The sequence below is a fragment of the Kitasatospora sp. NPDC004289 genome (assembly GCF_053602875.1).
Map to the genome: position 1 here is coordinate 1 of NZ_JBSGEL010000129.1, position 12549 is coordinate 12549.

At 71.3% G+C, this 12549-nt stretch carries 10 protein-coding genes; 1 reads left to right on the forward strand and 9 read right to left on the reverse strand.

All coding sequences use genetic code 11. The features are described 5' to 3' along the window. Window positions 1-125: 125 nt before the first annotated feature. The 9 genes from ACWEPF_RS38670 to ACWEPF_RS38710 form a co-directional block, all read right to left on the reverse strand. Window positions 126-1658, reverse strand: a complete 1533-nt coding sequence (locus ACWEPF_RS38670; protein WP_345285606.1) for a CoA-acylating methylmalonate-semialdehyde dehydrogenase — start codon at window positions 1656-1658, stop codon at window positions 126-128. A gap of 102 nt (window positions 1659-1760) precedes the next feature. After that, window positions 1761-2207, reverse strand: coding sequence for a hypothetical protein (locus ACWEPF_RS38675; protein ID WP_452176345.1), 447 nt, complete (start codon window positions 2205-2207; stop codon window positions 1761-1763). Between the two features lie 184 nt (window positions 2208-2391). Then, window positions 2392-3159: a CDP-alcohol phosphatidyltransferase family protein gene (locus ACWEPF_RS38680; RefSeq protein WP_345285602.1), complete on the reverse strand. Its 768-nt coding sequence runs from the start codon at window positions 3157-3159 to the stop codon at window positions 2392-2394. A 127-nt stretch (window positions 3160-3286) separates the two neighbouring features. Continuing rightward, window positions 3287-4681, reverse strand: coding sequence for an NAD(P)/FAD-dependent oxidoreductase (locus ACWEPF_RS38685; protein ID WP_345285600.1), 1395 nt, complete (start codon window positions 4679-4681; stop codon window positions 3287-3289). Window positions 4682-4750: 69 nt separating this feature from the next. Then, the gene (locus tag ACWEPF_RS38690) at window positions 4751-5554 is read right to left on the reverse strand and encodes an ABC transporter permease (RefSeq protein ID WP_345285599.1); all 804 of its coding nucleotides are present in this window, start codon (window positions 5552-5554) and stop codon (window positions 4751-4753) included. Then, window positions 5554-6477 (reverse strand): ABC transporter permease, encoded by a 924-nt coding sequence (locus ACWEPF_RS38695; RefSeq protein ID WP_452176346.1) that lies wholly within the window; start codon window positions 6475-6477, stop codon window positions 5554-5556. The genes ACWEPF_RS38690 and ACWEPF_RS38695 overlap by 1 nt, the downstream gene beginning before the upstream one ends. Further along, on the reverse strand, window positions 6474-7619 hold the full coding sequence (locus ACWEPF_RS38700; protein ID WP_449798064.1) for an ABC transporter ATP-binding protein: 1146 nt from the start codon (window positions 7617-7619) through the stop codon (window positions 6474-6476). The genes ACWEPF_RS38695 and ACWEPF_RS38700 overlap by 4 nt, the downstream gene beginning before the upstream one ends. Before the next feature lie 44 nt (window positions 7620-7663). After that, on the reverse strand, window positions 7664-8914 hold the full coding sequence (locus ACWEPF_RS38705) for a polyamine ABC transporter substrate-binding protein (RefSeq protein WP_345285593.1): 1251 nt from the start codon (window positions 8912-8914) through the stop codon (window positions 7664-7666). Window positions 8915-8956: 42 nt separating this feature from the next. Continuing rightward, a complete protein-coding gene (locus tag ACWEPF_RS38710) occupies window positions 8957-10471 on the reverse strand; it encodes a gamma-aminobutyraldehyde dehydrogenase (RefSeq protein ID WP_452176347.1) in 1515 nt (504 codons plus the stop codon). A 324-nt stretch (window positions 10472-10795) separates the two neighbouring features. Here ACWEPF_RS38710 and ACWEPF_RS38715 point away from each other — a divergent pair, with 324 nt between their 5' ends. Continuing rightward, a complete protein-coding gene (locus tag ACWEPF_RS38715; RefSeq protein ID WP_345285589.1) occupies window positions 10796-12451 on the forward strand; it encodes a PucR family transcriptional regulator in 1656 nt (551 codons plus the stop codon). The last annotated feature ends 98 nt before the right edge of the window (window positions 12452-12549 follow it).

Sequence of the window (12549 nt, forward strand, 5' to 3'; positions counted from 1 at the left end):
ACCGAGGCGACCCTCCGCCCGGCCTTCCCGCCCGGCTTCGCCTGGGGCGCCGCCACCGCCGCGTACCAGATCGACCCCACTGTGGGGGCGGGCCGCCGTCGTGTCACCTGGTCACCGCGCTCCGGTCAGGAGTTGGTGGGGAAGCCCAGGTTGATGCCGCCGTGCGAGGGGTCCAGCCAGCGCGAGGTGACGGCCTTGCCGCGGGTGAAGAACTGGACGCCGTCCGGGCCGTAGGCGTGGGTGTCGCCGAAGAGCGAGGCCTTCCAGCCGCCGAAGGAGTAGTAGGCGACCGGGACCGGGATCGGCACGTTGATGCCGACCATGCCGACCTCGACCTCGTGCTGGAAGCGTCGGGCGGCGCCACCGTCGTTGGTGAAGATGGCGGTGCCGTTGCCGTACGGGTTGCTGTTGATGAGCGCCAGGCCCTCCTCGTAGGAGGAGACCCGGACCACCGAGAGCACCGGGCCGAAGATCTCGTCGTTGTAGACGGACATGCCGGGCTTGACGTGGTCGAACAGGGTGGGGCCGAGCCAGAAGCCGTCGGCCGTGGGGGTACCGGCGGTGTCCGTCTCGGAGATCGCGTGCTTGCGGCCGTCCACGGCGAGCTCAGCGCCGTCGGCGAGGCCGGACTCGACGTAGGAGGTGACCTTGTCGCGGTGCTGGCCGGTGACCAGCGGGCCCATCTCGCTGTCGCCGTTGCAGCCCGGGCCGACCTTGAGGGTGGCCATCCGCTGCTTGATCTTCTCGACCAGCTCGTCGCCGATCGGGTCGACCGCGACCAGGACCGAGACGGCCATGCAGCGCTCGCCGGCCGCGCCGAAGCCGGCGTTGATGGCGGCGTCGGCGCTCAGGTCGAGGTCGGCGTCGGGGAGGACCAGCATGTGGTTCTTGGCGCCGCCGAGTGCCTGGACGCGCTTGCCGTAGCGGGTGCCGGTCTCGTAGACGTAGCGGGCGATCGGGGTGGAGCCGACGAAGCTGACGGCCTTGACGTCCGGGTGCTCCAGCAGGCGGTCGACGGCCACCTTGTCACCGTGCACGACGTTGAAGACGCCGTCGGGGAGACCGGCCTCCTTCCACATCTGGGCGATGAAGTTGGCCGCGGACGGGTCCTTCTCGGAGGGCTTGAGGATGACGGTGTTGCCGGCCGCGATGGCGATCGGGAAGAACCACATCGGCACCATGGCCGGGAAGTTGAACGGGGAGATGATGGCGACCGGGCCGAGCGCCTGGCGGATCGAGTAGACGTCGATGCCGGTGGAGGCCTGCTCGGTGAAGCCGCCCTTGACGAGCTGCGGGATGCCACAGGCGTACTCGACGACCTCCTGGCCGCGGGCCAGCTCGCCGAGCGCGTCGGAGTGCACCTTGCCGTGCTCGGCCACGATGATCGACGCGAGCTCGTCCTTGCGGGCGTTGAACAGCTCGCGGAACGCGAACAGCACCTGGGTGCGCTTGGCGATCGAGGCGTGGCGCCACTCGTCGAAGGCGGAGGCGGCCGCCGCGACGGCCTGGTCCACCTCCTCGATCCCGGCGAAGTCGACCTGACCGGTGACCAGGCCGGTGGCCGGGTCGAAGATGTCGCCGCGCCGAGGGGCGGAGCCGGCGGTGGCGACGGGAGCGCCGTCGATCCAGTGAATGATGTGCTTGCTCAAGGTCCTCATGCCTCCGAAGTCCGATCACGGGGCTACCGCGCTCGTCCTCCAGTCTGCTGACCGATCGGGCCCGTCTCAACGAACAGGCTGACGGGGAATGGAGATTCAGCCTTACAGGTCGTCATGCACGCGGGGCTGACGCGCCAGTGCGGCGGCCTCGTGCAGCGCCAGCTCCAGCAGCACCGGGTCGGTCAGCCGGCCGGAGCCGTCCGGTGGGGTCAGCCAGCGGAGCCCGCTGCCGCCGCCCGCCGGGTGCGGCAGGGCGACCCGGGTGCCGTAGCCGGCGGCCCGGACGCTCGTGCCGACCCACCGGGCGGCGGTGCCGACGGGCACCAGGAAGCCGACCCGGGCGTCGCCGAACTCGGCGAAGGCCGGGCCGCCCACCTCGGCGAGCATCCGGTGGGCCGCCCGGCCGAGCGGGCCGGGGACCAGCAGGACGTCCCAGACGCGGCCGGCGGGCAGCGGCATGACGCCGCGGCCGCCGCGTTCCCACTCCGCCCGGCAGGCCGCCGGGTCGTCGGCCGCCGACACCAGCCAGTCCAGCGGGGTGGTCTCCATCGTGCGCTCCTCGGTGCTCCGGACATCCGTCAGGAGTGAGAGAGGGGCGCGAGCGCCGGGTCTTACACGCCTCCCCCTCGCCGACCCACAAGAGCCGGCCCACAGGAGCCGACCCCGGAGAGCCACCTCGGAGGGGACGGCGCGAAGGGCCGGCGCGAGGGGGCCGGCGCGAGGGGACGGACGGTCAGCGCAGCCGGGAGGAGGCCAGGATCGAGGCGAGGTGGGCGGGCACCATCACCCAGGTGACGGCGGCGAGCAGCGCGACCGCTGCCCGGGTGGGGGTGAGGTCGCCGGTCACCGTGTCGGCCACGGCGGCGGCGAGCAGCAGCAGCGAGGCCTCGATGCCGTTGGTGAGCCGGTGCAGCTTGAAGGCGGAGGCGAGCCGTCGCAGGGTGGCGACGCCCTGGGAGCGCGGCTGGGCGGCGGCGTCCTCGGCGACGGAGAGGCCGCTGCGGGCCCGGGCCACGTCCACCAGGTCGGTGGAGGCCTTGAGCAGCACCACGCCCAGGGCGGTGGCGAAGCCGATCGTGGACCACGCCCCGAAGTCGTTCTGGCCGGCCCGGAAGCCGGCCCCGGCGAGCAGCGCGGCGTCGGCCAGGTAGGCGCCGAGCCGGTCGACGTAGACGCCGGCGGTGGAGAACTGGCGCTTCCAGCGGGCGACTTCGCCGTCCACGCAGTCGAAGAGCAGGAAGCCCTGGAAGAGCACGGCGGCCAGCAGCGGGCCGGCCAGGCCGGGGATCAGCAGGGCGGCTCCGGCACCGACGCCGCAGACCACCATCAGCCAAGTGAGGGTGTTGGGGCTGACCCGGGTGCGGACCAGCTGGCGGGTGACGCGCAGGGAGATCCCGCGCATGTAGAGCCGGCCGGCCCAGTGCTCGCCGTTGCGGAGGGCGAGTTTGGCGGCGGGCTGGCAGACCTCGCGCAGGTCGGCCAGGGCGGGGGCGGGGGCCATGGTGGCTCCTTCGGAACGGACGCAGCGTCCAGGGGCGGGACGGCGCCAGGCTAGAGCAGGCCCGCAGCACGCCGGAGGGGCACCCCGCCGAAGCGGAGTGCCCCTCGCCGCACGCGCGGACGGACCGTCAGCTGTCGAAGCCCAGGCCCAGCTTGTCGAGCGTGCGCAGCCAGAGGTTGCGGTGCCCGCCCTGCCGGTCGGAGCGGTCCAGCGACCACTTGGTGATCTCGATCCCGGCCCAGCGCACCGGCTCGGGCGGGAAGGGCAGCGGCTTGCTGCGCACCATCTCCAGCGAGGTCCGCTCGGTCAGCTCGCCCGCGAGCAGGTCGAGCATCACCTCGGCGCCGTACCGGGTGGCGCCGACGCCGAGGCCGGTGAACCCGGCGGCGTACGCGACCCGGCCCTTGTAGGCGGTGTCGAAGAACGCCGAGAAGCGGGTGCAGGTGTCGATCGCGCCGCCCCAGGCGTGGGTGAAGCGGATGCCGTCCAGCTGGGGGAAGGTCTGGAAGAACTGCCGCGACAGGGTGCGGAAGGTCTCCGGGCGCTGGTCGTGCTCCGACTGCACCTTGCTGCCGAAGTGGTAGATGGTGTCGTAGCCGCCCCACAGGATCCGGTTGTCCGCGGAGAGCCGGAAGTAGTGGAACTTGTTGGCGCTGTCGCTGAGCCCCTGCCGGCCGGTCCAGCCGATCGAGGCGAGCTGCTCGTCGGTGAGCGGTTCGGTCATCAGGGCGTAGTCGTACACCGGGACGATGTACGGGCGGACCCGCTTGACCAGCGACGGGAACACGTTGGTGCCGAGCGCGACCTTGCGCGCGAAGACCCGCCCGTACGGGGTGCGGACGGCCATGCCGCTGCCGTGCTCGGCGAGCGAGAGGCCCTTGGTGCGCTCGAAGATCCGCACGCCCTGGGAGAGGCAGGCGTCCTTGAGGCCCCAGGCCAGCTTGGCCGGGTGGAGCATGGCCACGCCGTCCTTGTCCCAGAGGCCGCCCAGGAAGGTGGGCGAGTCGACCTGCTCGCGCAGGGCGTCGGCGTCCAGGAAGGTGAGGTCGGTGCCGTACTCGGCGACCGCCTCGGCCACCTCGCGCAGTTCGGCGAGCTGGTGCGGCTGGGTGGCGATGTCGATCTCGCCGGTCCGCTCCCACTCGCAGTCGATGGAGTAGCGCTTGAGGGTGTCCTCGATGGCCTGGAGGTTGGCCATGCCCTGGCGCTCCAGCTCGGCCAGTTCGCCGGGCCAGCGCTGGAGGCCGTTGCCGAATCCGTGGGTGAGGCTGGCGGCGCAGAACCCGCCGTTGCGCCCGGACGCCGCCCAGCCGATCTCGTGACCCTCGATCAGCACCACGTCGAGCGAGGGGTCCCGCTCCTTGGCGATCAGCGCGGTCCACAGGCCGGAGTAGCCGCCGCCCACGACCAGCAGGTCGCACCGGGTGTCGCCGACCAGGGCCGCGAGGGCCTCCGGCCGACCCGGGTCCTCGAGCCAGAACGGGGTGGGACGGGCGTCACTGAGAGCACGGGCAGAGTCCATCTGCCTATCAGCTACTTTCTGCGGATTGACGGCATTTCAGAGCGTACACAGCAGGGTGTGTACAGAGTGTCAGGCTCGCGCCTTCCTGCGGTTGCCGACCCACTGGCCGGCCACCGTCAGGACGACGGCGGCGATGAACATCGCGGTGCCGATCACGTTGACCTGCACCGGGATGCCTCGCTGCGAGGCGCCCCAGACGAACATCGGGAAGGTGACCGTGGTCGGTCCCGAGTTGAACTGGGTGATGATGAAGTCGTCGAAGGAGAGCGCGAAGCTGAGCAGCGCGCCGGCCGCGATGCCGGGGGCGGCGAGCGGCAGGGTGATCTTGAGGAAGGTCTGGAACGGGGTGGCGTAGAGGTCCTGGGCGGCCTGCTCCAGGCGCGGGTCCATGCTCATCACGCGGGCCTTGACCGCCGTCACCACGAAGCTGAGGCAGAACATGATGTGCGCGATCAGGATCGTGGTGAAGCCGAACGGGATCCGCATGTTGAGGAACAGCGTGCCCAGCGAGGCCGCCATGACCACCTCGGGCATGGCCATCGGCAGGAAGATCAGGCCGGTCGCGGTGCCCTTGCCGCGGAAGCGGTAGCGGGCCAGCGCGAACGCGACCATGGTGCCGAGCACGGTGGCGCCGACGGTGGCCAGCACGGCGATCTGCAGCGAGAGCGAGAGCGAGCCGCACATGTCGGCCACGCCGCAGGGGTCGGTCCAGGCGTCGGTGGAGAACTGGTTCCACTCGTAGTTGAACTTGCCCGCGGGCTTGTTGAACGAGAAGGCCAGCACGACCAGGTTGGGCAGGATCAGGTAGGCCAGGGCGGCGAGCCCGGCCAGGGTGACCAGGTTGCGGCGCAGCCACTTCACGGGACGGTTCATCAGACCAGTTCCTCCGTCCCGGCCTTGCGCATGTAGACCGTCACCAGACCCAGGATCAGGGCCATCAGGATGAAGCTCAGCGCGGCGGCCGTGGGGTAGTCCAGCACGTTCAGGAACTGCTTCTGGATCGCGTTGCCGATCATCTGCTCGCTCGGCGAGCCGAGCAGCTGGGCGTTGATGTAGTCGCCGGAGGCGGGGATGAAGGTGAGCATGGTGCCCGCCACCACGCCCGGCAGCGAGATCGGGAAGGTGACCTTGCGGAAGGTGGTGAACGGCTTGGCGTACAGGTCGCCGGCCGCCTCGTGCAGCCTGGGGTCGATCCGCTCCAGCGAGGTGTAGAGCGGCAGGATCATGAACGGCAGGAAGTTGTACGTCAGGCCGCAGATCACCGCGAGCGGGGTGGCCAGCAGGCGCTGACCCGTCGTCAGCCCGACGGCGTCGGTGATGCTCAGCAGGTGCAGCGAGTTGAGCACCGAGACCACCGGGCCGCCGTCCGAGAGGATGGTCTTCCAGGCCAGGGTGCGGATCAGGAAACTGGTGAAGAACGGCGCGATCACCAGGATCAGGATGACGTTGCGCCAGCGCTTGGAGGCCTTGAAGGCGATGGTGTACGCCAGCGGGTAGCCGATCGCCAGGCAGAGCAGGGTGGCGACCCCGGCGTAGCCGAACGAGCGCAGGTAGTGCCACTTGTACTCGCTGAGCGCGTCCCAGTAGGTGGAGAAGTGCCAGGTGAGCCGGAAGCCCTGCTCCAGCGAGCCGGTCTGCAGCGAGGTGGAGGCCTGGTAGACCATCGGCACCACGAAGAAGACCACCAGCCAGGCCAGGCCGGGCAGCAGCAGCCAGTAGGCCGTCAGCTTCCGCTTGGCGGGGCGCTCCTGAAGGGGTATCACCTGGGGCGGTGCCGCCTCGGTGGTGCTGGTCACGCCGCCTCCTCCCCGGTGCCCGCGTCGATCGCCTGGTCGGCGTCGAGGCCGAAGGAGTGCGCCGGGTTCCAGTGCAGGACGACCTCGGCACCGGGGGTGATCCGGACGTCGCGGTCCATGTTCTGCTCGAAGACGGCGATCTCCTGGCCGCTGGCGGTGCGCACCACGTACTGGGTGGAGACGCCGATGAAGGCGGAGTCCAGCACGGTGCCGGTGAGCCGGTTGCGGCCCTCGGCGACCTCGGTGCCGGCCGTCTCGATGGTGATCTTCTCGGGGCGCACGCCCAGGTGGACCCGGCCGGCCGCGGTGGCGCAGCGGGCCTCGGGCAGGGCGAGCCGGGCGCCGTCGGCGTCCAGCAGCACCGAGCCGTCGGAGCGGCCGCTGACCTGGGCGGGGATCAGGTTGGACTGGCCGAGGAAGTTGGCCACGAAGGTGGTGGCGGGGTTCTCGTAGAGGTCGGCGGGGGCACCGAGCTGCTCGACCCGGCCGCCGTTCATCACCGCGATGGTGTCGGCCATGGTCATGGCCTCCTCCTGGTCGTGGGTGACGTGGACGAAGGTGATGCCGACCTCGGTCTGGATCCGCTTGAGCTCCAGCTGCATCTGGCGGCGCAGCTTGAGGTCGAGGGCGCCGAGCGGCTCGTCGAGCAGCAGCACCTGCGGGTGGTTGATCAGCGCGCGGGCGACCGCGACGCGCTGCTGCTGGCCGCCGGAGAGCTGGTGCGGCTTGCGCCGGGCCATCGGGCCGAGCTCGACCAGCTCCAGCATCTCCTCGACCTGCTTCTTGACGTCCTTCTTGCCGCGGCGGCGCAGGCCGAAGGCGACGTTCTCGAAGATGTCCAGGTGCGGGAAGAGCGCGTAGCTCTGGAAGACCGTGTTCACCGGCCGCTTGTACGGGGGCAGCGCGGTGACGTCCTGACCCCCGATCAGCACGGTGCCGCTGGTGGGCTCCTCCAGACCCGCGATCATCCGCAGGGTGGTGGTCTTGCCGCAGCCGGAGGCACCGAGCAGGGCGAAGAAGGAGCCCTGCGGGACGGTCAGGTCCAGCGGATGGACGGCGGTGAAGGCGCCGTAGGTCTTGCCGATGCCGGTGAGGCGTACGTCGCCGCCGGCCGTCGCCGCCTCGCGCAGCTGCTTGGTCATGGGGGTCTCTCTGTCGGGTGTTCAGAAGGCCGAGTGGGGTGGGGTCAGGCGCCGATCAACTTGGAGAACTTCTCCTCGAAGGCGGTCTCCTCGGCCTCGGTCAGGCTGCGGAAGGTGTGCACCTTCGCGGCCATCTCCGGGGTCGGGATCACCAGGGGGTTCTCGGCCGCCTCGGGGGCGATCTTGGCGAGCTCGGCCTGCACCCCGGTGACCGGGGAGACGTAGCTGATGCCCGCCGTGAGCTGCGCCGCGACGGTCTGCTGATAGTAGAAGTTGATCAGCAGCTCGGCGTTCTTCTTGTGCTGGGCCCTGGCCGGGACCAGCAGGTTGTCGGTGGAGGCCAGGTAGCCGTCGGCCGGGATCACGAACTCGATGTCGGGGTTGTCGGCCTTCAGCTGGATCAGGTCGCCGCCCCAGGCGATGCAGGCCGCGATGTCCCCGGAGGAGAGCTCTTGGCCGTAGTCGTTGCCGGTGAACTTGCGGATCTGCTTGGAGTCCACGGCCTTCTGGACCCGGGCCACGGCGGCGTCGAAGTCGTCCGCGGTGAACTTCTCCGGGCTCTTGCCGAGCGAGAGCAGCACCATCCCGATGGTGTCGCGCATCTCCGACAGGAAGGTCACCCGGCCCTTGAGCTCGGGGTCGTCCAGCAGCTGGGCGACGGAGGTGACCTCCTTCCCCTTGGTCGCCTTCTTGTTGTAGGCGATCACCGTCTGGATGCTGGTCCAGGGGTAGGTGTACTGGCGGCCCGGGTCCCAGTCGGGGGCGCGGAAGCGGGCCTCCAGGTTGGTCAGCGCGTTGGTCAGGTTGGCCGGGTTGAGCTTCTGCGCCCAGCCGAGCCGGATCAGCCGGCCGGCCATCCAGTCGGTGAGCACCACCAGGTCCCGGCCGGTGTCCTGACCCGCCGCCAGCTGCGGCTTGACCTTGCCGAAGAACTCGACGTTGTCGTTGACGTCCTCGGTGTACTTCACCTTGACGCCGGTGGCGGCGGTGAAGGCGTCCAGGGTCGGCCGCTTCGCCTCGTCGTTGGGGTCGACGTCGACGTAGAGCGGCCAGTTGGAGAAGTTCAGCACCTTGTCGGTGTCCGAGGCGTCCGGGGCCGCGGACTCCTTCCCCTCGGCGGAGCCGGTCTTCGCCGGGGGTATCCCGCAGGCCGTCAGGCCGCCCGCCCCGGCCAGCAGGGCGGTGGCCTGCAGCAGCCGACGGCGCGTCAGCGCCGCCCGGCCGCCCAGGAGGCTCCGTTCCCATGCCCTGCGGACCGGCTCCGACAGGCCGTCGGTGATCTCGTTGAACTCCATGCTGGGGACACCCTCCGGGGGAAGAGGCGGAGCAGACGGGGATTATCTGTCTCCGAAGACCGTGCGGTGCCAGTCCTTCCTGGCGACCGCGGTGGTGTCGAACATGACGTGCTTGACCTGCGTGTACTCGTCCAGCGAGTACTGGGACATGTCCTTGCCGTAGCCGGAGGCCTTGTAGCCGCCGTGCGGCATCTCGCTGATGATCGGGATGTGGTCGTTGACCCAGACGCACCCGGCCTTGATCTCCCGGGTGGCCCGCAGCGAGCGGTGGACGTTGGTGGTCCAGGCGGAGGCGGCCAGGCCGTACGGGGTGTCGTTGGCCAGCCGCAGGCCCTCCTCGTCGGAGTCGAACGGGAGCACCACCAGGACCGGGCCGAAGATCTCGCCCTGCACCACCTCGCTGTCCTGCGGGGCGCCGGTGATCAGGGTCGGCAGGAAGTAGGCGCCGACGCTCAGGTCGGTGCCGTCGTGGCCGAGCACCCGGGCCGGGCCGCCGGTGACCACGGTGGCGTACGAGCGGGCGCGCTCGACGAAGCCGGCCACCCGGTCGCGGTGCGCGTACGAGACCAGCGGGCCGAGGTCGGTGGCCGGGTTCAGCGGGTCGCCGATCCGGACCTGCCCGTACAGCTCGGCCACTCCGGCGACGAAGGCGTCGTACAGCGGGCGCTGCACGTAGGCGCGGGTGGCGGCGGTGCAGTCCTGGCCGGAGTTGATCAGCGAGGCGGCCACCGCGCCGTGCACGGCGGCGTCCAGGTCGGCGTCGTCGAAGACCACGAACGGGGCCTTGCCGCCGAGCTCCAGGTGGGTGCGCTTGACGCCCGCGACGGCCAGCTCGGCCACCCGCTTGCCGACCGGGGTGGAGCCGGTGAAGGAGACCATCGCGACGTCCGGGTGCGAGACCAGGTGCTCGCCCGCGGTGCGGCCGGCGCCGGTGACCACGTTCACCACGCCGTCCGGGATGCCCGCCTCGGTGCAGGCCCGGGCGAACATCAGCGAGGTCAGCGGGGTCAGCTCGGCCGGCTTGAGCACGATGGTGTTGCCCGCCGCGATCGCCGGCAGGACCTTCCACGCGGCCATCTGCAGCGGGTAGTTCCAGGGCGAGATGGAGCCGACCACGCCGATCGCCTCGCGGCGCACGTAGGAGGTGTGGTCGCCGGAGTACTCGCCGGCCGCCTTGCCCTCCAGGTTGCGGGCCGCGCCGGCGAAGAAGGAGGTGTTGTCGACCGTGCCGGGCACGTCGAACTCGGTGGAGAGCTTGATCGGCTTGCCGGTCTGCGAGGTCTCCACCCGGGCGAAGTCCTCGGCGTGCTCCGCCAGCACCGCGGCCAGCTTCAGCAGCGCCTCGGACCGGGCGCCGGGGGTGGCGGCCGACCACTCCGGGAGCGCGGCCCTCGCGGCGGCGACGGCGGTGTCCACGTCCCCGGTCGAGGCCAGGGTGACGGTCTGTACGGTCTTCCCGGTGGCCGGGTTGACGACCTGGAAGGGTTCGCTGCCGGTGCCCTCGGTGAGCCGTCCGGCGATGTACTGCGCACCCGCGCCGAAGTCGGTCAGATCCATCGTTGTCCTCCAGGTACCCGGTGAGTCGGCCAGGGATCAGCGGGGTCCGGCGATCCTGACACCCGCCCGTTGCCCCTACAAGGGAATCCGCCGTTGCGTTCTGGTTACGCGACGGAATCCGGGGGCAACACCGCATTCATGCCACGACCCGGGGAGAGGGTCGGTGCTGCCGACCCGCTGACCTTGCCTCCTCACCCGGAAGGGTGACAAGCCTCACTCCGACAGCCTCCGCCGCAGAGGCCTTACAGGGTGGAAAGGCGACAGGTCGTCCGACCGATGCATGATTCACCTGACACCCTGACGCCCCCACCGGAAGGTGCCGCCGTGCTCCCCACCGTCGCCCGCGTGCTCGACCTCGACGTGATGCGGCGCGGCCTGCCCCAGGTCGTGGCCGGAGCCGAACACCTGGAACGCCCCGTCCGCTGGGTGCACGTCAGCGAGCTCCCCGACGTGGCCGGCATGCTCCAGGGCGGCGAACTCGTCCTCACCACCGGCATCGCCCTGCCCGAGGACCGCGACGGCCTGGCCCGCTACGTCCGCGAGCTCACCGAGATCGGCGCCGCCGGCCTGGTCGTCGAGTTCGGCCGCCGCTACTTCGACACCCTCCCCCGCGCCCTGGTGCACGCCGCCGAGCAGCGCGGCCTCCCCCTCATCGCGCTCCGCCGCGAACTGCGCTTCGTCGCCGTCACCGAGGCCGTGCACGCCCTCGTCGTCAACGCCCAGCTGGAACAGCTGCGCACCTCCGAGGCCGTCCACCAGGTCTTCAACGAGCTCGCCACCGAAGGCGCCGAACCAGGCGAGGTGGTCCGCCAGGTCGCCCGGATGGCCGGCGCGCCCGTGGTGCTGGAGAACCTCGCCCACCAGGTGCTGGCCCACGACACCGCCGGCCGCCCCGAGAGCGAACTGCTGGAGGGCTGGGAGCGCCGCTCCCGCGGCGTCCACCCCACCGGCCGCACCGGCCACGACCCGCGCAGCGGCTGGCTGGTCACCACCGTCGGCGCCCGCGGCCAGGACTGGGGCCGCCTCGTCCTGGTCGCCGACCCCGGCCCGCTGCCCGCCGACACCCCCCACCCGCACGCCATGCTGCTGGAGCGCGGCGCCGCCACCCTGGCCCTGAACCGACTGGTGGTCCGCGACCGCGAGTCGCTGGAACGGCAGACCCACCGCACCCTGCTCTCCGGCATCCTCACCCACGCCCTGACGGTCAGTGAGGTCGCCCTGCGTGCCGCCGCCCTGGGCGTCCCGCTGGACGGGCGACGGCTGGTCGGCGTGGTCCTGCGGCAGCGGCGCGGGCCGATCCCCGCGGCCCTGGAGGCCCAGGCCCGGCTGCGCGACTTCACCGAACTCGCCGCCACGGCGGTGCGGAGCAGCCGGCTCTCGGCGCTGGTCGGCGCGCTGGACGACGAGGGCGTCGGGCTGCTGATCGCCCTCGGCTCCGGGCAGGACGAGCACACGGCACTGGAGTCCTTCGCGGCGGCGCTGCGCAAGCTCGTCGCCGAGGGCGCACGTGACGCCGCGTCACCCGTCCCCGAGCCCGTGATCGCGGTCGGCTCCTCGGTCGGCTCGGTCCGGGACGCGCGGCGCACCCTGCTCGAAGCCACCCAGGTCGCGGACGCCGCCCTGCACGACGCCCCCGGCGGACGGGCCGCCTCCTACTACCGGCTGCCGGACGTGCGGCTGCGCGGCCTGCTCCACCTGCTCCGCGACGACGCCCGGCTCCAGACCTACGTCGAGCGGGAGCTCGGGCCCCTGCTCGCGTACGACGCCGAGCACGGCGGGCAACTGGTCCAGCTGCTGCGGATCTACCTGGAGCAGGGCCGCAACAAGTCCGCCGCCGCCGACGCCGCCCACCTCTCCCGGCCGTCCTTCTACGACCGCCTCCACAAGGTCGAACGCATCCTCGCCGTCGACCTCGACCAGGTGGAGTCCTGCCTCTCCCTGCACGTCGCCCTGCTGGCCCTCGACGCCGTGAGGCGCTGAAAGTGGCTACTCCGGGGGCGCGAGGAACTGCGCGAGTCCGGAAGGCGGACCAGCGCTAGATCGGGGCAGGCGAGCCAGTTGCACGTGCTGCCGTCCCC

Excerpts from the sequence above, each read along its gene's own strand:
- ACWEPF_RS38705 (WP_345285593.1), bottom strand. The coding sequence starts at position 8,914 with ATGGAGTTCAACGAGATCACCGACGGCCTGTCGGAGCCGGTCCGCAGG.
- ACWEPF_RS38680 (WP_345285602.1), bottom strand. The coding sequence starts at position 3,159 with ATGGCCCCCGCCCCCGCCCTGGCCGACCTGCGCGAGGTCTGCCAGCCC.
- ACWEPF_RS38670 (WP_345285606.1), bottom strand. The coding sequence starts at position 1,658 with ATGAGGACCTTGAGCAAGCACATCATTCACTGGATCGACGGCGCTCCC.
- ACWEPF_RS38690 (WP_345285599.1), bottom strand. The coding sequence starts at position 5,554 with ATGAACCGTCCCGTGAAGTGGCTGCGCCGCAACCTGGTCACCCTGGCC.
- ACWEPF_RS38700 (WP_449798064.1), bottom strand. The coding sequence starts at position 7,619 with ATGACCAAGCAGCTGCGCGAGGCGGCGACGGCCGGCGGCGACGTACGC.
- ACWEPF_RS38710 (WP_452176347.1), bottom strand. The coding sequence starts at position 10,471 with ATGGATCTGACCGACTTCGGCGCGGGTGCGCAGTACATCGCCGGACGG.
- ACWEPF_RS38685 (WP_345285600.1), bottom strand. The coding sequence starts at position 4,681 with ATGGACTCTGCCCGTGCTCTCAGTGACGCCCGTCCCACCCCGTTCTGG.
- ACWEPF_RS38675 (WP_452176345.1), bottom strand. The coding sequence starts at position 2,207 with ATGGAGACCACCCCGCTGGACTGGCTGGTGTCGGCGGCCGACGACCCG.